This window comes from Brevundimonas sp., from assembly GCF_035626535.1.
Lineage (GTDB): Bacteria > Pseudomonadota > Alphaproteobacteria > Caulobacterales > Caulobacteraceae > Brevundimonas.
This window is the reverse complement of record NZ_DASPNO010000058.1, coordinates 66,787-86,389: the sequence shown is the minus strand read 5'-3', so window position 1 is coordinate 86,389 and position 19,603 is coordinate 66,787. Positions and strand designations below refer to the sequence as shown.

17 protein-coding genes and 1 riboswitch are annotated in these 19,603 nt (G+C 71.5%); of the genes, 6 read left to right on the top strand and 11 right to left on the bottom strand.

Features of this window, described 5'->3' with window-relative positions:
* Position 1: 1 nt before the first annotated feature.
* On the top strand, positions 2–688 hold the full coding sequence (locus VEC04_RS08885; protein ID WP_324775943.1) for a response regulator transcription factor: 687 nt from the start codon (positions 2–4) through the stop codon (positions 686–688).
* Here VEC04_RS08885 and VEC04_RS08880 read toward each other — a convergent pair whose 3' ends face one another.
* Complete coding sequence (locus tag VEC04_RS08880) at positions 689–1,537, bottom strand: hypothetical protein (RefSeq protein ID WP_324775941.1); 849 nt, start codon at positions 1,535–1,537, stop codon at positions 689–691.
* Between the two features lie 91 nt (positions 1,538–1,628).
* Between VEC04_RS08880 and VEC04_RS08875 the strand changes: the two genes are divergently transcribed.
* The gene (locus VEC04_RS08875; protein ID WP_324775939.1) at positions 1,629–3,038 is read left to right on the top strand and encodes an SLC13 family permease; all 1,410 of its coding nucleotides are present in this window, start codon (positions 1,629–1,631) and stop codon (positions 3,036–3,038) included.
* Positions 3,039–3,136: 98 nt separating this feature from the next.
* Here VEC04_RS08875 and VEC04_RS08870 read toward each other — a convergent pair whose 3' ends face one another.
* From VEC04_RS08870 to VEC04_RS08860, 3 genes are all read right to left on the bottom strand, one after another.
* Positions 3,137–3,931 (bottom strand): exodeoxyribonuclease III, encoded by a 795-nt coding sequence (locus VEC04_RS08870; protein ID WP_324775937.1) that lies wholly within the window; start codon positions 3,929–3,931, stop codon positions 3,137–3,139.
* Positions 3,932–4,288: 357 nt separating this feature from the next.
* Entirely contained in the window at positions 4,289–4,933 is a 645-nt protein-coding gene (locus VEC04_RS08865; RefSeq protein ID WP_324775935.1) for a LolA family protein, read from the bottom strand.
* 198 nt (positions 4,934–5,131) lie between these two features.
* Positions 5,132–7,492, bottom strand: coding sequence for an FtsK/SpoIIIE family DNA translocase (locus tag VEC04_RS08860; protein ID WP_324775933.1), 2,361 nt, complete (start codon positions 7,490–7,492; stop codon positions 5,132–5,134).
* A gap of 123 nt (positions 7,493–7,615) precedes the next feature.
* Here VEC04_RS08860 and VEC04_RS08855 point away from each other — a divergent pair, with 123 nt between their 5' ends.
* Positions 7,616–8,869, top strand: coding sequence for a UbiH/UbiF/VisC/COQ6 family ubiquinone biosynthesis hydroxylase (locus VEC04_RS08855; RefSeq protein WP_324775932.1), 1,254 nt, complete (start codon positions 7,616–7,618; stop codon positions 8,867–8,869).
* A gap of 7 nt (positions 8,870–8,876) precedes the next feature.
* Here the strand turns inward: VEC04_RS08855 and VEC04_RS08850 are convergent, their stop codons facing one another.
* The 5 genes from VEC04_RS08850 to rpe form a co-directional block, all read right to left on the bottom strand.
* Positions 8,877–9,071: a Trm112 family protein gene (locus tag VEC04_RS08850; RefSeq protein WP_324775930.1), complete on the bottom strand. Its 195-nt coding sequence runs from the start codon at positions 9,069–9,071 to the stop codon at positions 8,877–8,879.
* A gap of 7 nt (positions 9,072–9,078) precedes the next feature.
* Positions 9,079–9,738, bottom strand: a complete 660-nt coding sequence (locus tag VEC04_RS08845) for an LON peptidase substrate-binding domain-containing protein (RefSeq protein WP_324775928.1) — start codon at positions 9,736–9,738, stop codon at positions 9,079–9,081.
* A 10-nt stretch (positions 9,739–9,748) separates the two neighbouring features.
* Positions 9,749–10,645 (bottom strand): thioredoxin, encoded by an 897-nt coding sequence (trxA, locus tag VEC04_RS08840; RefSeq protein WP_324775926.1) that lies wholly within the window; start codon positions 10,643–10,645, stop codon positions 9,749–9,751.
* Positions 10,646–10,709: 64 nt separating this feature from the next.
* Entirely contained in the window at positions 10,710–12,521 is a 1,812-nt protein-coding gene (locus VEC04_RS08835; RefSeq protein WP_324775924.1) for a heparinase II/III family protein, read from the bottom strand.
* Positions 12,518–13,177 carry a ribulose-phosphate 3-epimerase gene (rpe, locus tag VEC04_RS08830; RefSeq protein WP_324775923.1) on the bottom strand — a complete coding sequence of 220 codons (660 nt, stop codon included), beginning with the start codon at positions 13,175–13,177 and terminating at the stop codon, positions 12,518–12,520. Before rpe ends, VEC04_RS08835 begins: the two co-directional genes overlap by 4 nt.
* Before the next feature lie 112 nt (positions 13,178–13,289).
* Between rpe and VEC04_RS08825 the strand changes: the two genes are divergently transcribed.
* From VEC04_RS08825 to VEC04_RS08815, 3 genes are all read left to right on the top strand, one after another.
* Positions 13,290–13,751 (top strand): OsmC family protein, encoded by a 462-nt coding sequence (locus tag VEC04_RS08825; RefSeq protein WP_324775921.1) that lies wholly within the window; start codon positions 13,290–13,292, stop codon positions 13,749–13,751.
* Positions 13,752–13,795: 44 nt separating this feature from the next.
* Positions 13,796–15,664, top strand: coding sequence for a DNA helicase RecQ (gene recQ / locus VEC04_RS08820; RefSeq protein ID WP_324775919.1), 1,869 nt, complete (start codon positions 13,796–13,798; stop codon positions 15,662–15,664).
* Between the two features lie 88 nt (positions 15,665–15,752).
* On the top strand, positions 15,753–16,658 hold the full coding sequence (locus VEC04_RS08815; protein ID WP_324775917.1) for an aldo/keto reductase: 906 nt from the start codon (positions 15,753–15,755) through the stop codon (positions 16,656–16,658).
* On the opposite strand, the gene VEC04_RS08810 is transcribed toward VEC04_RS08815, so the two are convergent.
* Positions 16,642–18,477, bottom strand: a complete 1,836-nt coding sequence (locus VEC04_RS08810) for a TonB-dependent receptor plug domain-containing protein (protein ID WP_324775915.1) — start codon at positions 18,475–18,477, stop codon at positions 16,642–16,644. The genes VEC04_RS08815 and VEC04_RS08810 overlap by 17 nt on opposite strands.
* A 136-nt stretch (positions 18,478–18,613) precedes the next feature.
* A riboswitch (cobalamin riboswitch) is annotated at positions 18,614–18,811 on the bottom strand.
* Between the two features lie 27 nt (positions 18,812–18,838).
* Complete coding sequence (locus tag VEC04_RS08805) at positions 18,839–19,519, bottom strand: DUF4328 domain-containing protein (protein WP_324775913.1); 681 nt, start codon at positions 19,517–19,519, stop codon at positions 18,839–18,841.
* Positions 19,520–19,603: the final 84 nt, after the last annotated feature.

Sequence of the window (19,603 nt, the reverse complement as noted above, 5' to 3'; positions counted from 1 at the left end):
CATGCCCACGCCCAAGACGATCCTGATCATCGACGACGACGACGACCTGCGCGAGGCGCTCGCCGAGCAGCTGGCCCTGCACGAAGCCTTCCGGCCGGTGCAGGCGGCGACGGCGGCCGAGGGCGTCAGGCTGGGGCGCGAGACCCGCGCCGACCTCATCCTGCTGGACGTCGACCTGCCGGACATGGACGGGCGCGAGGCCTGCCGGCTGCTGCGCAAGGACGGAGTCTCGACTCCGATCATCATGCTGACCGGCCAGTCGTCGGACGCCGACACCGTGCTGGGACTGGAGTCCGGAGCCAACGACTACGTCACCAAACCCTTCCGCTTCGCCGTGCTGCTGGCCCGCATCCGCGCCCATCTGCGCAGTCATGAGCAGTCCGAGGACGCGGTCTTCCGCATCGGCCCCTACGAGTTCCGCCCGGCCGCCAAGGTGCTGGTCGACGACAAGGGCCGGAAGGTGCGGCTGACCGAGAAGGAAACCAGCATCCTCAAATACCTGTATCGCGCCGGGGCCAAGGCGGTGTCGCGCGAGGAGCTGTTGACCGAGGTCTGGGGCTACAACGCCGGGGTCACCACCCACACGCTGGAAACCCACATCTACCGGCTGCGCCAGAAGATCGAGCCGGAGCCCGGCCAGGCGCGGTTGCTGCTGACCGACGCCGGCGGATACCGGCTGCAGCCCTGATCAGCCCGGCCGCCACTCGCTGAGCGTCTCGCCCGTCGCGCCATCCTCATAGGCGAGCCGATCGAGCACCACCCCGACGGCGCAGGCCGGGCGGCTGTCGGCCCGGGCGACCCGGCAGCGGATCACCCGCCCCTCCGCCCACGGGATCAGCCGCCCCTCGAGAACAAGACGGTAGCCCCGGACCGGATTCGGCGCCGGCGCATCGCCTTGACCGCGGACCGTGAAGGTGAAGGCCCGGTCGTCGGCGCGGCCCAGACGGGAGGCGCCCTCCCCACGGAGCAGGGCCAGGCCTACCTTGGGCGAAGCGGGCAGGGCGAAGGTGTCCATGACTGGCAGCCCCGGCGCCGGGCAGCCCCCGGTTCGCATCCACGGCTGGTTGATCCAGACGCCGCCCACCCGCTCGAAGCCCTCGACCGCCGGACCGGTGGCGTCGCCCGCGGTCCAGTCGGCGGGCGTGAATCGCAGCCGTATAACCCGGCCGTCGGCGCTACGGCTCCAGCGTGGCGCGCCGGCGTCGGACACGCCCTCGGGCGGCGGCGCTTCGGGGCCGAGGCAGCCGAAGGCGATGCGCATCCTGAAGCGGCGATTGGCGAGCGGGTCGCTGGCCGGGGGCGCCAGGCCGGCCGCGGCTCGGGAGGCCTCGCTGTCGACCGCCGACAGGATGGCGCCCCGATCGAGGATCGGATCGGCCAGGGGCGCTGTGGATTGCGGAGCGGGTTCCGGCGGCGCCGGCGGCGCGGACGGCTGACGGTCGCCGCAGGCGGCGAGGGCCAGTCCGGCGGCGCAGGCGAGCCCGGGAAGACCCGTCCGTCGGGGGCCGATGCTGGCGTTCACGGCTCTGTCAGACATGGAACGAGGCTAGCACGTCGGGCGCTGAAATCTCGACCTTCGCTGTGGGGCGGGGGGTTGACGGGCGCGGCCGGGGAGGGTCGGGAAGGGCATGACCTTCGATCAGATCGCCGCCCTGCTGGTGCTCGTCGCCGTGGTCGGGGTGCTGATACACGGACGGGTCCGGGCCGACGTCGTGGCCCTGACGGGAGCCGCGGCCCTGCTGCTGCTGGGCGTGGTGCGGCCGGTCGAGGTCCAGGCCGCCTTCGCCAGTCCGGCCGTCATCGCGCTCGCCGGCCTGTTCGTCATCGCCTACGCCATCGAGCTGTCCGGTCTGCTCGGCCTTATGATCCGGCAGGCGACGCGGCTGGCCTCGCGGATGGGCGCGCTGGGCATCTGGGCGGTGATCGGCATGTGCGGCGCGCTCGGCGGCTTCCTCAACAATACGCCGGTGGTGGTGCTGGCCGCGCCGGTGATTCGTGACGTGGCCCAGTCGCTGAAGCTGTCGCCCAAGCGCTTCCTGATGCCGCTCAGCCACGTGACGGTGCTCGGCGGCCTGCTGACCCTGATCGGCACATCGACCAACCTGCTGGTCAACGACATGGCGCGCAACGCCGGCCAGCCGCTGTTCAGCCTGTTCGAGATCACCCCTGTGGGCCTCTCGATCGCGGTCGTCGGCGCGCTGTGGCTGTATTTCGTCGGGGCGGGCCAGCTCGGGCGCAGCGTGGCGGCGGACGAGGCAGAACAGGCCAGGCTGGCCGAACTGGAGGAGTCGCGCCGCAAGGCCGAGGCGGAGGCCGCGGCCCGGCGGCGGCGAATCCTGCCGTTCAACCTGCCGCGGCTGGGCGAGGCCCGCACCCATGAAGACGGCTCCGGCGACGCCCATCTCGGCGACGTGGCCCTGTTCGGCGCGGCGGACCTGCCGTTCGACCTGAGGCGGTCGCTGATCGCGCTGGGCGTCTTCATGGTCGTCGTGGCCGCGGCGGGGCTGGGATGGGCGCCCATCGCCGCCTCGGCCTTCGCCGGGGCTGTCGCCCTGATCCTGCTCAGGGTGATCACGCCGGAGGAGGCCTACGCCGGCCTGCGTCCGGAGATCCTGCTGCTCATCGCCGGCATGGTCGTGGTCGGCATCTCGATCGAGGTGACGGGACTGGCGGCCGCGGGTGCGGGGATGCTGATCGAGGTGCTGCGCCCGTTCGGGCCGCTGGTCGGACTGATCATCCTCTATGGCGTGACCCTGTTCGCTACCGAGCTGCTGTCCAACGCAACGGTGGCGGTGTTGATCACGCCGATCGCGGTGGCGCTGGCGGAAAGTTTCGGCGTCGATCCGCGACCGTTCCTCGTGGGCGTGATGATGGCCGCCTCGGCCGCCTTCGCCACCCCGTTTGGCTACCAGACCAATGTGCTGGTCTATCAGATGGGCGGCTACAGCTACCTCGACTTCGTGCGCGTCGGCGTGCCGCTGAACCTGGTGACCTGGGTGGCGGCGATGATCGCCATCCCGATCTTCTTTCCGTTCTAGCCGAAAAAACAGCGTGGCAGAGTCGGCAGAGTCTGCATCCCCGATCTTCTTTCCGTTCCAGGCCGTAGTCGAAATGCCGGCACAAGGCCGCCCCGGTCCTAGACGTCGAGGTCCATCGTCACCGGAGCATGGTCGCTGGGCTGGGTCCATTCGCGGACGGTGTCGTGGATACGGGCCGTTCCGGGCTTCACCGCCGGCGTCAGGCCCGGCGAGGTCCACAGGTGGTCGAGGCGCAGGCCGCGGTTGGACTTGCGGAAGTCGGCGGCGCGATAGCTCCACCAGCTGGCCAGCTTCACCGGCTCGGGAATCTGGGCGCGGACCACGTCGGCGAAGCCGCCGGCCGCCTGCAGTCGGCGCAGGGTCTCGACCTCGACCGGCGTGTGGCTGACGATCTTCGACATATAGCGGTGGTTCCAGACGTCGTTCTCGCCCGGCGCGATGTTGAAATCGCCGGCCAGCACCAGCGGACGCTGCCAGTCGCGCACGGCCATCTCGGCGGTCAGCCGCTCGTAGAAGTCCAGCTTGTGATCGAATTTCGGGTTCAGCGTGCGGTCGGCGACATCGCCGCCGGCCGGGATGTAGAAATTCTGGATCTCGATCCCGTCGACGGTGACGGCGACGCAGCGGGCGTGGCCTTCCCGGCAGACATCGAGTTTCGGCGCCTCCCCGATCGGTTTGCGGCTGGCGATGGCGACGCCGTGCCAGCCCTTCTGGCCGCCGATCTTCAGGTGGGGCATCCCCATGGCCTCGAAGGCGGCGCGGGGGAACTGGTCCTCGAGGCATTTGATCTCCTGCAGGCACAGGACGTCGGTCCCGCTTTCGGCGACGAAGCGGGCGACCTGGTCGATGCGCAGGCGGACGGAGTTGATGTTCCAGGTGGCGATGCGAAGCATGGGAGGTTCTTAGAGGTCGGGCGCTACCGCTCGCAACGCGGTTGCTCGCTGCTTGAGCGCGCCCCTCCACCGCTTCGCGGTCCCCCTCCCCAGCATGGGGAGGAAACAGGCCGCGTCGGGTCGGGAGGTCTCGTAGGGCCGACGACCGCGGCCCGGCAAAAAGAGACGCCCGGTCCTCGCGGGCCGGGCGTTTGAAGGTTCGTCTCTCTCGCCGCCGGGAAGGGGATGAAATCCGTAGCGGGTCAGATCAGCTCCCGCCGATCTGTGGCCAAAACAACACGCACGACAGAAAAAGTCAAGACGACCGTCCCGGATAGCGAGGAGCGATTTCGCCTGGCAGGCGAACCGCGTTGCGGTCTAGTTGCGGCGCGGCCGCTGGGTTGGGTCGCGCAGCTGGAACAGGCTGGCGGCGAGGCCGGAGGCCGGGCGCAGCGTGGTCAGCTGGGTGCGGGTGCGGCCGCCCTGGGCGTCGATGATGGTCCACTCCTGCAGCCGGATCGGATTGCCGGCGAAGGCCAGGACCACGGAGCCGTCGTTGGGCCGACGGGCGTCGCGGGCGGTGATGGCGAAGGCGCCGGAGTCCATCCGGGTGACGCGGTCGATGCGCACGCCCTGGTCGAGCCGGACGGTGCGGGCGAGGAAGGTCGACAGCGGCGTCTGGCCCAACGGCACCTGGCGGAAGACGTTGAGACGCGGATCGTAGCGCTTCACGTTGGAACCGTCCGAGACGACCAGCAGGCCGGCCGGGTTGGTGTATTCGAAGCGCATCTTGCCCGGACGCTGCAGATAGAAGCGGCCTTCGCGGCGCTGGCCGCCGGAAGTCTCGACAAACGTCCCCTGGGCCGAGGTCAGGCCCTGCAGATAGGTCTGGGCGCGGGCGAGGACGGCGCGATCCTCGGCCGACAGGTTCGACTGGGCGTGGGCCGGCAGGGCGGCGCCGAGGGTCGAAAGTCCGGCGAGGGCGGCGGATCCGAGCGCGAAAGCGCGGCGTGAGACGGTCATGATGTCTTCTCCCGTTCGGGATGGTTGGAGCTTGCCGTCTTGCGCAACGGGTCTGGCGGGGGCGTGACCCCAGCCTGACCATATTCAGGCGCTCCGATGAAGCCCTGTTCAGCATCGCGCGGCCGACGGCGGCCCTGACGAACGCCGACGGAGCCGGTTCGTTGCCTCGAAAGTCCGGTCGGAGGGGCGGAAAGGCGGTCAGACCATCGGCGGCGGGCCGGCGAGGATGTCGCGCTTGCCGGCATGGTTGGCGGGGCTGACCACCCCCTCCTGCTCCATCCGTTCGATCAGGGAGGCGGCGCGGTTGTAGCCGATCTGCAGGCGGCGCTGGATGTAGCTGGTCGAGGCCTTGCGGTCGCGGGTGACCACGGCCACGGCGCGGTCGTAGAGATCGTCGCCCGAGCCGCCGCCCTCGTCCTCGAAGGCCGCGTCGCCGTCGCCGTCCGGATCGTCGGTGATCAGATCGAGATAGTCCGGCTCGGCCTGCGAGCGCAGGTGTTTGCAGACCTCGTCGACCTCCTGGTCGGTCACGAACGGGCCGTGCAGGCGGGTGATGCGGCCGCCGCCGGCCATGTAGAGCATGTCGCCCTGGCCCAGCAGCTGCTCGCCGCCCTGCTCGCCGAGGATGGTGCGGCTGTCGATCTTGGAGGTGACCTGGAAGCTGATTCGGGTCGGGAAGTTGGCCTTGATGGTGCCGGTGATGACGTCGACCGACGGGCGCTGGGTGGCCATGATCAGGTGGATGCCGGCGGCGCGGGCCATCTGGGCCAGACGCTGCACCGCGCCCTCGACGTCCTTGCCGGCGACCAGCATCAGGTCGGCCATCTCGTCCATGACCACGACCAGATAGGGCATGGGCTCGGGGCGGATCTTCTCGGATTCGTAGACGGGGCGGCCCTGATCGTCGAAGCCGGTCTGGACGGTGCGTTCGAAATGCTCGCCCTTGGCCTGGGCCTCACGGGCCCGTTCGTTGTAGCTGGCGATGTTGCGGACGCCGAGCTTGGACATCCGGCGGTAGCGGTCCTCCATCTCGCGGACGGTCCACTTCAGGGCGACTACGGCCTTCTTCGGATCGGTGACGACCGGGGCCAGCAGGTGCGGGATGCCGTCGTAGACCGACAGCTCCAGCATCTTGGGGTCGATCATGATGAAGCGGCACTCCGCCGGACTGTGCCGGTAGAGGATCGACAGGATCATGGCGTTGACCCCGACCGACTTGCCGGAGCCGGTGGTGCCGGCGATCAGCAGGTGGGGCATGCGCGCCAGGTCGGCGACATAGGGCTCGCCGCCGATGGTCTCGCCCAGCGCCAGCGGCAGCAGATGCGCCGGCTTGTCGTATTCGGCCGAGGCCAGCAGGTCGCGCAGATAGACGGTCTCGCGCTTCGCATTGGGCAGTTCGATGCCGATGGCGTTGCGGCCGGGCACGACGCTGATCCGGCAGGCGCGGGCGCTCATCGAGCGGGCGATGTCGTCGCTGAGGGCCACGACGCGGCCATGCTTCACGCCCGGGGCCGGGACCAGTTCATACAGGGTGACGACCGGGCCGGGGCGGATCTGGTCGATGACGCCGCGCACGCCGAACTCCTGCAGCACGCCCTCCAGCATCCTGGCGTTCTGCTTCAGCGCCTCCTCGTCGACCAAGGCGACGCGCTTGGCCGGCTTGGTCAGCATGCCGAGCGGCGGCAGGTCGAAACCGGTGGAGGGGCGGGCGAAGTCGAAGGCGGCCTGGCTGTCGTCGATCTCGCGGCGCGAGGCCTTGGGAGCCCTGGTGGCGGCGACCCTGGGCTCGGGGGCGTTGCGGGCGGGGAGCGGTTCCTGCCACGGCGGGCCGTCGTCGGCGTCGAGCGAAACGGGAGCGTAGTCGTCCGGTTCGGGCGCGGGCCGGGGCCGGGGCGGGGCCTTGGCGGGGTTGCGGCGGGAGGCCGACGGCGGACCGGTCCGGCGCGAGCCGCGCGCCCAGTCGACGCCGTCGCGCAGATCGGAGACGCGCAGGCCGATGGCGTAGCCGAGACTCCACAGGCTCAGCGGCAGGAACAGGACGGCCGCGCCGATGGCGGCTCCGGGCAGACGCAGCGCCTCGAAGGCCATGCGCACGAGACCCACAAGGGCGTCGCCCCACAGTCCGCCCAGCGCGGCCGCCAGCGGCCAGGCGGCGGGCGGCGCCAGGGCGGACAGCGCCGCCGACAGGGCCAGCACGCCGACGGTGGCCGACAGGGCCTTGAACGGCGTCGGCTTCAGCCGCTGCTGGACGGCGTCGCCGATGGCTCCCGCCAGCCCGAAAGCGATCAGCAACAGGGCGGCGGGCCAGGCGGCCAGACCCAGCGACTGCATGAACAGGTCGGCGAACAGGGCCCCGTTCAGCCCCAGCCAGTTGGTCGGGGCGGCGGAGGAGGCGGCGTTGAGGCTGGGGTCGGCCGGATTCCACGAGATCAGCGCGGCCAGCAGCAGGGCGGCGAGCAGGGCCTGCAGCACGCCGCGGAACCGCACCACGAAGGGCGCGGCCCAGACGATGCGGGCGCTCTCGAAGGCGCGGTGGCCGAGGGCGAGGGCGGCGGACATGCGGCGGCGGGCTCCGGGAAGCGGGACTCGGTCCGTTGTCGCCCGGGCAGGGTTAAGAGGCTGTTTACCCACCGCGACGTCACGGCGCTGGACGGGCGCTCCCGGCGGCGCGAAACAGGACCCATGAGCCAGACCGACCGTCACGACGTGATCATCGCCGGAGCCGGCATGGCGGGCGCGACCTTCGCCCTCGCCGCGGCGCAGGGCGGGCTGAAGGCGGTGCTGGTCGATCCGCAGCCGTTCCTGGCCCAGCTGGCGCCGACCTTCGACGGCCGGTCGACGGCGATCGCCTTTTCCACCTTCCGCATGCTGGACGCGCTCGGCGTGGGCGAGGGCCTTCGCCCGCACGCCTGCCGCATGGATCGCATCCTCGTCACCGACGGGCGGCGGCCGGGCGCTGCGTCGCGGGCGGCCTCGTCCGCCTTCCTGCGTTTCGACGCGGACGAGATCGGCGACCGCACCGAGGGCGAGCCGCTCGGCTATATGGTCGAGAACCGGCGCATCCGCTCGGCGCTGGCCGAGGCCGTGACGGCGGCGGGGATCGAGGTGCGCGCGCCGGCTTCGGTCGCCTCGGTGGTCGCCGGGCCGGGCCGGGCGGCGGTCAGGCTGGAGGATGGATCGACGCTGCAGGCCCCGCTGGTGGTCGGGGCCGAGGGCCGCGGCTCACGGGTGCGTCGCGAGGCCGGGATCGACACGGTCGGCTGGAGCTACGGGCAGAGCGGGGTCGTGGCGACGGTGCAGATGGGCCGTGACCACGGCAATGTGGCGCACGAATATTTCCTGCCGTCCGGGCCGTTCGCCATCCTGCCGCTGACGGATCGCCGCGCCAGCCTGGTGTGGACCGAAACCACCCGCCGCGCCGAGGCGCTGAAGGCCTGTTCCGACGAGGCCTTCCACGCCCATCTGATGCGGCGCTTCGGGGAGTTCCTCGACGAGGTCTCGGTGCTCGGGCCGCGCTTCGTCTATCCGCTGTCGCTGCAGCTGGCCGAGCAGCTGACCGCGCCGCGCACCGCCCTGATCGGCGACGCCGCCCATGCGGTGCACCCGGTCGCCGGACAGGGGCTGAACATGGGACTGAAGGACGCTGCGGCCCTGGCCGACGTGCTGGTCGAGGCCCTGCGTCTGGGCGAGGACATCGGCTCTGAGACGGTGCTGGACCGCTACGCCCGGTGGCGGCGGTTCGACAACGCCGCTCTGGCGGCCGGCTTCGACGGCTTCGTGCGGCTGTTCTCCAACGACATCGCCCCGGTGCGTCTGGCGCGCGATCTCGGCATCGCCGCCGTCAACCGCATCGCCCCCCTGCGCCGGGCCTTCATGCACGAGGCCGGCGGCGCGACCGGCGACCTGCCGCGGCTGCTCAGGGGGATGAGCTTCTAGCGGGTGCTCAGTCCAGCTTGCGCGCCTCGTCCGCCAGCATGATCGGCACGCCGTCCCGGATCGGGAAGGCCAGCTTCGCCCCCCTGGAGACCAGTTCCTGGCGCTCGCGATCGTAGGTCAGCCGGCCGCGCGTGACCGGACAGACCAGCACTTCAAGCAGGCGGGGGTCGACGGAAACGGGGGTGTTGAAGGTGTCGCTCATGCCCGCACTATTGCATCGACGGGGCGTCGCCGTCGCCTGATTCCGCCGCGTCGATGGTCATCAGGGCGGTGAGGACGGTGGAGCGGTCGGTAAGGCTGGCCGCCTCCAGCAGCGCCTGCTTCTCGGGCGGCTCGAACGGCAGGGCCATGGACAGGCTGTTGATGAGAGCCTCGGGCGGGGCGGTCTCGGCGGTGTCCCAGTCGATATCCAGCCCGCGCGTCTCGAGATAGGCGCGCAGGGCCTCCAGCAGGCCGTCGCGGTCAAGGCCGACGTCGTCCACCGGCGGGGCGGCGAGATCCGCCTCAAACGGCGTGAAGTCGGCGCGGACCTGCCGGTAGGGCGTCTGCGTCGGCAACTCGCTGGCGAGGCGGAAGCGGGCGCAGCCGGTCAGGGTGATCAGATAGCGGCCGTCGGAGGTTTCGGCGAAGCTGGTGATGCGGCCCGCGCAGCCGACCGGTGACAGCTTGGGCGTGACGCGCGAGCCGGCCTGCGGCTGGACCATGCCGATGATCCGGTCCCCGGCCATGGCGTCGTCGATCATGTTGAGATAGCGCGGCTCGAAGATGTTCAGCGGCAGCTGGCCGCGCGGCAGCAGGATGGCGCCGGGCAGGGGAAAGACCGGAATGACCTGCGGCAGGTCGGCCGCCCTGACATAGCCCTGCGCCATGCGTGGTCCCCTAGGCGAACAGGATGGAGGACAGACGGCGGCGGCCGTCCCGGGCGACGTCAGAGGCGGGGCCAGCGGCCTCGAACACGGTCAGCAGCTGCTTGCGGGCGGCCTGGTCGTTCCACTCGCGGTCGGCGGCGACGATCTTGAGCAGACTGTCGACCGCCCCGCCCAGATCACCCGCGGCGGCCTGGGCCAGCGACAGATCGTAGCGGGCCTGGTGGTCCGACGGGTCGGCGGCGACGCGCGCCTCAAGCTCGGCGCTCGGGCCCGCCGGAGCGGCCGAGGCCAGCGACAACTGGGCCCGGATCGACTGGACCTGGGCGTTCTTCGAGTCGGCGGGGGCCATGGAGATGGTCTGGCGGGCCTGATCGACGTCGCCGTCGGCGAGATAGACGCGCGCCATGCCGGCGATGGCGCCCTCGTGCCCGGGCTCGAGCGTCATCACCTGGGCGAAGGCCTGGGCGGCGCCGCCGAGATCGTTGAGCGACAGGGACTCCTCGCCCATCGACATCAGCTGCTCGATGTCGGAGCTGGCGCTCTCCCCACCGGTCAGCTTGTCGATGAAGGCCTTGAGCTGGCTTTCCGGGACCGCGCCCTGGAAGCCGTCGACCGGCTGGCCGTTGACGAAGGCGTAGACGGTGGGGATCGACTGCACGCGCAGCTGGCTGGCGTAGGCGGGGTTCCTGTCGACGTCGATCTTGACCAGCTTGACCGCTCCGCCGGCGGCGCGGACGGCCTTCTCCAGCATCGGCGTCAGGGTCCGGCAGGGCCCGCACCAGGTGGCCCAGAAGTCGACCAGCACCGGCTGACTCTTCGACGCCTCGACCACGTCGGCCATGAAGCCGGCGTCGGACCCCTCCTTGATGAGGTCGTCAGGCAGGGTGGTGGGATCGGCGAAGCTCATGGCGGTCCTGTGTCGGATCAGTCGTAACGCGGAAGACAGCAGATGGTCCCGAACGAGCCTGCACTCAAGTCGGATCGCCGCCCGCACCCGCGGGACTGAGCTTCCAGCGGATCTTGGTTTCGGAATCGGTGCGGGCCGAGCCGCGCACGACGATCTGCAGCGAGCGCCGGGTCAGGCCCTCGTCGATATGCACCGATGGCTCGATGGCCACGTCCGGTCCGTCGGTGCGGAACCACCAGCCTCGTCCCGAATGGCCGCGCAGCAGGATCGAACGGCGGTCCCGGGCCAGTGACGCCTGCACCCCGGGCTCGAGCTGGAAGCGCACCGCGTAGGGGGCGGCGATGGCGCGGACGACGTCTTTCTGGCCCGGCGCGGGGTGCAGCCGCTCCTCGGCCCGGACCTCGTCCAGCCGCTGGTCCAGATAGAGGCGGCGCTGGTGCAGCAGACCGAAATCCTGGACCCAGCCGTCGTGTTCGGCCTCGAGCCAGACCGCGCCCTCGCCGTCGCGGCGGTGGACCTCGACGTGCAGGGGGCGGCCGATCAGGCGATGCCCGAGCAGCTCGCCCTTCCAGCCGCCGAGCGGGGCGCCGGTCGAGATTTCGCCGAGGGACAGGGTCGAATGGCCCGGGCCGAGACGCAGCCCCTGCCGGTCGGCCGCGCGCGGAGTCCAGCCGCAGCCGGTGACCAGCCGGTCGCGGCCGCAGACGATTTCCAGCGCCAGAGGCTGGGCGCAGGCGGCCGACGACCAGCCCGCGCGGGCGGGAGGCGCGACGTCGGCGGCGACGGTCAGCAGGGGGCTGCGGATGCGGGCGACCCCGGCCACCGTCCCGGACGGCGCCGTGGTCTCCTCGACCTCGTCATGAGCGACCGCGGCCGCCACCCGGGCGGGCGTGGAGGGACCGCCGCCCTGCAGGGTCACCAGCCGGCCATCAGGCAGGGTATGGAAACGCACGGCGGCGGTCAGGCGCCGGATCGCGGCGCGCATCGCGTCGGGGGCCGGCTCCGACAGCTGCGCCAGGGCGTCTTCGAGGGTCAGCAGGTCGAGCAGCAGCTCCAGCCCGGCCTCGGGGCTGCGCGAGGCGTGACCCCCGTCCTCGCCGATGGTCCGGGCCAGCGCCCCGGGCAGGGCGCGCAGGGCTTTGCGGCGCAGGCCCAGTCCCGACGGACCGGCGAGCGCGCAGCCGGCCACGGCCGCGGCGATCAGGCGTTCGGCCTTGCCGGCGACGCCGCCGGGCGGACGCAGCAGCTGGCGCGCCTGGCGCCCCAGCACATCGGCGAGCCGCAGACGTTCGGCCTCGGTGGCCACCTGACCCATGCGGCGGGCGGCGCAGGCCAGGTTGAAGGTGCGGCGTGCGAGAATTCCCGGGTCCCAGGCGAATGGCGACCAGCGGGCGAAAACGGTCGCCCAGGTCAGGCTCAGGCGCAGCGCCTCGCGCGCGCCGCGCTCGCCCTGCAGCATCAGCGACGGCAGCCAGGCGAAGGCGTGCAGTTCGACGGCGAAGCCGCGGGTCGGGCTGGGGCGGTTCCACGGGTCCTCGGGCGCGGCGGCCTCCAGGCTGGCGCCGGCGAGCACGAACTTGCCGCCCAGCGTGGTCTTGCCGGGGAGGGGATCGACGGGGCGGAAGTCGCGCGGCGTGGCGGCGAAGCCCAGCGCGGTCCGGCCCTTGAGGGTCAGGGTGTAGCCGGGCAGGCCATACAGCTCGATCCACATCTGGCGGGTCAGCAGCCGGCCGACGACGGCGGGCCACAGGCCCGGTCCCGTAGAGGCCTCCGTGGTGCGGACCGGCGTCCGCATCGGCGCCCCGCGCAGGCCGGGAATCTCGCCCGGTGCGGGGGTGTCGGCCTCGGCGCGGCTGAAGGGACCGAGAGGACTCACGCCGCCTTCAGCGCCCGGATGTTGTCGCCGTAGGCCGACGGGCCGCCGCGGAACACCGCCGTGCCCGCGACCAGGGCGTCGGCCCCGGCGGCCACGCAGGCGCCGGCGTTGGCCGCCGTCACCCCGCCGTCGACCTGCAGGTGCGCCTTCGACCCGGCGACGTCGAGCAGGGCCCGGGCACGCTCGATCTTGCGCAAGGTGGACGGGATGAAGGACTGGCCGCCGAAGCCCGGATTGACCGACATCAGCAGCACCAGATCGACGAGCTCGATGACCTCCTCAAGCACCGTCAGCGGCGTGCCGGGATTCAGCACCACACCCGCCTTCGCCCCCAGCTGGCGGATCCGGCCGAGAGTGCGGTGCAGATGCGGCCCGCTTTCCGGGTGGACGGTGAGATAGTCCGCCCCGGCCTCGCGATAGGCCTCCAGCCACGGATCGACGGGGGCGACCATCAGGTGCACGTCGAACGGCAGGTTCGTGTGCGGACGCAGCGCCTTCACCACCTCGGGACCGATGGTGATGTTCGGCACGAAATGGCCGTCCATTACGTCGACGTGGACCCAGTCGGCGCCGGCCGCCTCGAGGGCGGCGACCTCCTCGCCGAGGCGGGCGAAGTCGCTGGCGAGGATCGACGGGCAGATCAGGGGCGCGGGCATGGTCCGGGGATAAGGCGGGTCGCCGGCCGTATCAAGGCGCGGACTGGGTTTCCGGCGTTCGTGCAGCTACACGGTTCGGTCATCGCACCGGAACAGCGCACGGAGTGCCGCCATGAGCGAATACGTCGCCACCGTCGAATGGAGCCGCGACGGCCAGAGTTTCTCCGACAACCACTACAGCCGGGCGCACGACTGGCGCTTCGACGGCGGGGCGGTGGTGCGCGGCTCGTCGGCGCCGTCGAGCGTGCCGGAGCCGATGTCCGACCCGGCGGCGGTCGATCCCGAGGAGGCGCTGGTCGCCGCCGTGTCCAGTTGCCACATGCTGTTCTTCCTCGCCTTCGCGGCGAAAGCCGGCTTCGTGGTCGACCGCTATCGGGACGAGGCGTCGGGCGTCATGGGCCGCGACGACCGGGGCAGGATGTCGATCACCCGTGTGACCCTGCGCCCCGCCGTCGACTTTTCGGGCGAGCGGCGGCCCGACGCGGCGGCGCTCGACGATCTGCACCACCGCGCCCACGACGCCTGCTACATCGCCAACTCGATCCGGGCCGAGGTCGCCGTCGAGCCCCGCTGAAACCGGCCGTTCACACGCCGGAACAAATGAGGCACAAGGCGGCGATGCCCGCCGACTCAATCCACCCTGCCGCCTCGCCGTCGCTGGCGGAGGCGCGCGCGACGCTGGAGCGGGTCTGGGGCCACGCGGATTTCCGCGGCCGGCAGGCCGAGGTGGTCGAGGAGGTGCTGGCCGGCCGCGACGTGCTCGCCGTGCTGCCCACCGGCGGCGGCAAGAGCGTCTGCTACCAGGTCCCCGCCATGCTGCGCTCGGGGCTCGGGCTGGTCGTCTCGCCGCTGATCGCCCTGATGACCGATCAGGTCGAGGCGTTGAAGCAGCAGGGGGTGGCCGCGGCCCGGCTCGATTCCGGCGTGTCGCTGGACGACCGGTCGGAGATCTGGCGCGCGGCGCGGGCCGGAGAGCTGGACCTGCTCTATGTCTCGCCTGAGGGACTGGCCCAGCCGCATCTGATCGACCGGCTGCACGACCTGCCGCTGTCGCTGATCGCCATCGACGAGGCGCACTGCGTCTCGCAATGGGGACATGACTTCCGACCGGACTACCGCAGCCTCGGCCGTCTGGCCGAGTTGTTCCCCGGCGTGCCGAGGATCGCCGTCACCGCCACCGCCGACGCCCGCACCCGCGACGACATCGTCCGCTCCTTGCGGCTCGGCGACGCCCGTATCGTGGTCGACAGCTTCGCCCGTCCGAACCTGCAGCTCTCGGCGGTGCGCAAGGACAACGGCTCGCGCGCCCGCACCGACGCCGCCGTCATTGAACTGGTGCGTCAGCGGCGCGGCAAGTCGGGGGTGGTCTATTGCGGCTCGCGCGACGGCTGCGAGCGAGTGGCCCAGGCTCTCAGGGACGCCGGGACCAACGCCATCGCCTACCACGCCGGCATGGAGGCGCGGGACCGCGACCGCCGCCTGGAACGGTTCCTGGCCGAGGAAGGCGCCGTGATGGTGGCGACCATCGCCTTCGGCATGGGGGTGGACAAGGCCGACGTGCGCTTTGTCATCCACGCCGATCCGCCGGGTTCGCTGGAGGCCTACTGGCAGGAGATCGGCCGGGCGGGACGCGACGGCGACCCGGCCGAGGGCGTCACCCTGTACGGCCCGTCCGACATCGCCTGGACGCTGCGCCGCCTCGACGGCCGGCCCATGGCGGAAGAGGTCAAGGCCGTGCAGGTGCGCAAGGCCCGCCAGCTGTTCGCCATGCTGGACGGCGCGGTCTGCCGCCCGCAGGCCGTGCGGCGCTATTTCGGCGAGGGCGACGCCGAGGCCTGCGGCGTCTGCGACATCTGCCAGGACCCGCCGGCCCTGTTCGACGCCACCGTCCAGGCCCAGAAGGCGCTGGCGGCCGTGCAGCGGCTGGGCGAGCGGTTCGGCCGGGGGCGGGTCATCGACCATCTGCTCGGCAAGACCAGGGACGCCCAGCCGTGGGAAACGGCGTTGTCGACCTGGGCCATCGGCGCCGACACGGCGCTGCACACATGGCGCGACGTGCTCGACCACCTGATGTTCGAGGGCCTGCTGGTCGAGGACCCGAACGAGGGCAAACCGCTGGTCAGACTGGGCGAACCGGAGGCGGTGCGCGCCGTCTACCGCGGCGAGCGGACCATCGAGGTGCGTCTGGCCCCGGCCCGGGCCACGGCGTCGCGGGAACGGGTCCGCACAGGACGCAACGCCGCGCTGGAATCGATGGACGCCGACGTGCGCGCCCGCTTCGAGACGCTGCGGGCCTGGCGGCGCGACCGGGCGGCCGAGCAGCGGGTGCCGCCCTATGTGATATTCCAGGACAAGACTCTGCTGGAAATCGCCATGGCGGAGCCGGGGGATCTGGAGCGGCTGGCCCATATTCCCGGGGTCGGTCAGACCAAATTGGACCGGTATGGCGCGGGCGTACTGAAGGCGCTCTCGCAACAGGCCGCCTGACCCAAATCGGGGAACCGCCGTTCCGGCGGTAAGATTCGGTCAAGGTCTCGGAAGGGGGGCCTTAAACTTTCACCGTCACAGTCCGAAGGTGCTCCCCAATCGCGCCCCTTCCCTGATCGACAAACTGGCCGTGGCGGTCGTCCACGAGCCCGTGCGGGCGGTGAATTCCTACGCTCCCCTTCCCGCGGGCGCGCGCGAGGAGGCCCTGCGCTTCCTGCTGCAGACGGCGGCGGACGCCGGGGTCACCCTGGTGGCGACCAAGCCGGACGGCGACGGCGAGCGCCGGCTGGGCCAGGCCTGGCCCTTCCCTTCACCCTTCCAGGTCACCGTCCGGACCATTTCGATCACCGACGGCGTCGACCGGGTCGAGGCCCGCGCCCGCCGCTCGCTGGAGCGGCTCGGCCTGCCGCGCGGGGATGCGCTGCTGGTCTCCAGCGCCGGCGACCTCGCCGGGGCCGAGGGCCGCGCCCTGTGGGACCGGCTCGAGGCGCTGAAGGCGCGCGGCCTGTTCCGCCGCATCGGCTTCCGGGCCGAGATCGAGGACGGTCCGGCCCTGCTGGCGCGACGCTTCCAGCCCGACATCGTCGAACTGCCGATCAATCTGCTCGACCAGCGCATCCAGCACGCCGGCGTCCTCCCGGAGCTGGCCTCGCTGAAGGTCGACGTCCACGCCACCTCGGTGTTCGCCGACGGCCTGCTGTTCATCAGCGGCGAGCCGCTGCCGCCGGAGATGGCCGGTCACGCCCACGCCTTGTCGCGTATCCGCCGCCGCCTCGCCGAGGCGCGCATCGACCCTATGCAGGCGACGCTCGCCTACGCCATGGGGCTGCCGGAAGTCTCGGCGGTGATCGCCAGCGTCGCCTCGGCCGCCGAGCTGCGGGCGGTGGTGGCGGCCGCCAACGCGCCGACGCCGGCGCTCGACTGGGCCGCCCTGCAGCTGGAGCCGGCGACGGTCGCCGCCGCCGGCTTCCGCCGCGTCAGTAGCGCAGCCTGACTCCGACATAGCCGGATCGCCCCGGCTCGCCGTAGCCGAACACCTGCTGATAGCGTTCGTCCGCCAGGTTCTCGATCCGCGCGGTCAGCGAGACCCGATCCGTCAGCGCGTACGAGCCGTTGAGGTTGGCGGTGACGAAGGCCTCGCGCACGCCGCCCGCGTCGTCCTGGTCGCTCTCGCCGCGCACGGTCAGGGCCGCCGAGAACCGCTCGCCCGTCCAGCCAAGCGTCGCCGATCCCGCCTGCTCCGGCACGCGCAACAGCCGCGCCCCGGTGGTCTCGTCCCGCGCGTCGGTCCACGCCCAGGCGAGGCTGAGATCGAAGCCGCCGCCGAGCCGGGCGCGGCCCTCCAGCTCGAGCCCCTCCGTCGCCGTCTCGGCCACGTTGACGTAATAGCTGTCGAAGGTGGCGGGATCGAAGACGTAGGTGATCTGGTCCTCGACCTCGAGCCGGTAGGCTGTGAGCCGACCCTCGATCCGCCCGTCCGCCGAGGCCCAGCCGACCGCCGCCTCATAGCCGGTCGCCGTCTCGGGGCGCAGCACCGGGAAGGGCTGCGACGAGAAGCAGAAGTCGCACACCGCCTGGCTGATCGACGGCGCCTTGAAGCCCGTGCCCCAGGCCGCGGACAGGGTGACGCCCGCGCCGGCGTCGAACGCCGCGGACGCCCGGCCGGTCGTCTTCGAGCCGAAGTCGTCGGTATCGTCGAGGCGCAGGGCGCCGGAGAGGCTCAGCCGGTCCGTGGGCTCGATGCGGGCGGTGGCGAAGGCGGAGGTGGTTCCGAGCTCCTCGCTCAGGCCGGTCGACAGGCTGCCTTCGGTATCCTCCCGTTCAGCGCCGACCGCGAAGGCCACGCCCGCCGCCGCGCCGTCGGCCTGCCAGCGCCAGATCTGACGCTCCGCCTCGAAGGCGGACGGGAAGGCCGAGACGGTCTCGCGAGCGATGTCCGAGGCCGAGACGCTGAACTGGTGCGACAGGCCCAGGGCGTCGAAGCGCAGCCGCCCGAAGCCGGACCACTGCTCGCTGGTCTGGGTGTCCGAGGTGTCGGCGAGAACGAAGGCGGGGGCCGGATAGCCGTCGAGATCGGCGTCGCCCTCCGTCCAGCGGATCGAGCCGTCCACCGACAGCCCGTAGCGGAAAGCGTAGCGGCCGCGCGCCCCCGCGGTGGCCGAGGTGAAGCCGTCCGCCTCCGGATTGCCGTCCGCCTCGTCGGCGGCCGAGACGCCGTCCGTGTCGAAGGCTGAGACCCACGCCGCGAAGCCGTAGCGGTCGGTCGAGACGCCGCCCGCAAGCCGGCCCTGCACCGTTCCGAACGACCCGGCCTCGGTCTCGACCGCCAGCCCGTCCGGTTCGCGGGTGGTGAAGGCGATCACCCCGCCGATGGCGTCCGAGCCCCACAGGGAGGACTGCGGCCCCGACAGCACCTCGATCCGCTCGATGTCGGACAGTTCGAGGCCGGAGAAGTCGAAGGCGCCGTTGACCTCGGCCGGGTCGTTGACCGGCACGCCGTCGATCAGCACCAGCGTCTTGCCGGGCGAGGCGCCGCGCATCCGCACCTGGGCGACGCCGCCGAAGGCGCCGGAACGGACCACGGACAGGCCCGGCACGTCGGTCAGAATGTCGGCGGCGAAGACGGCGCCGCGCTGGTCGATGGTCCGGCGGTCGATGACCCGCGCGCCGGGCGTCTCGGCGACGATGGCCCGCAGGCGGGTGGCGGTGACCACCACCTCGGGCAGCGCGTCGTCCGGGTCATCCGCGGCCCGGGCGTGGGCGGACAGGGGGAGGAACACGGCCGCGGCTGTGGCGAGAAGCAGGGATCGCATCAGCGATGTCTCCGTCGTCCCCGCGCGAGCGCATCGCGGCGACGTGGGAAGGGCGACCGACCCGTCCCCGGAAGGACGGCGCAGGTGTCGGGTCGCCTCGACGGATCACCGCGCCTCTGCCTGGTCCCGGACAGCGGACGTGCGACGTCGGCGGCCAGGTCTCCTGGCTTGCGGGTCAAAAACGGAGGATCGCGCCTTCCCGGCCTTCCCCGAAGGATTTGGCCAGTGACGCCGGAGCCGAAGCCCCGGAATGATCGACCGTCTCGCCGCCTACAGTTGCGGGCACAGCCGCGGTGTTGGACCGCGTTCCCTTAACCGCCTGCCGCGTTTGTCGCAGGCCGGATGGATGGGGGCAAGAGGCTCAGGCCGCCCAGCCCGGCTGTTGCGGAGACGGTGCGATCCGGCCGGCTGCGATCAGGTCAGTCTGTCGCTTCGAGATGGGACCGCCGATCCGCAGGAACAGGACTCCGGCCGTCATGTGCAGGATGTGGCCTGCGATCACGACCGAGTCGGCGATGGCGACCTGGCCCGCCGTTTCCGCCGTCCGGCTGAGTATGTTGCTGGCGCTGAAGACGAAGCCTCCAAAGAGCACGAAGGCCCACCACCATCTCAGCAGGGCGGGATCCGGCAGCCCCTTCCACTTGTCAGGCGCCTTGCTCGAGCGCCACAGTTCGCTGGCCATGCTGTACGGTTTCCAGAAGGACACCAGCGGAATGATGAACCACCAGATCACCCACGCCGGCGAGGTCTCCACGCCATTGCTCAGGGCGTGGGCGTTTCTGATCGACCGGAGGAACCACATCAGGACGAGGATGGCCGCGATCACATAGGTCGGGACGTAGAGCAGGCCCGCCAGACCCGACACCCATATCTCGGCCTCAGCCCCGGGGAGATAGTCCGACAGGAAACTCAGCTCCGTCATCCAGGTGTCGGACGGGAGCTGGTTCAGCAGCCAGAGCCGATAGCCGTAAGCCGCAACATTGGCGGCGGAGAAGATCAGGAACAGAAGGGTCCAGACCCGGATCGCGCCCCACAGGCGCACGCTCGGCCTGGCTGGATGTGATTTTCTCGCCAAGGGGGAACCCTCCCAACTCCATCTCGCACCCCGGATGCGATTGCCGCAAGG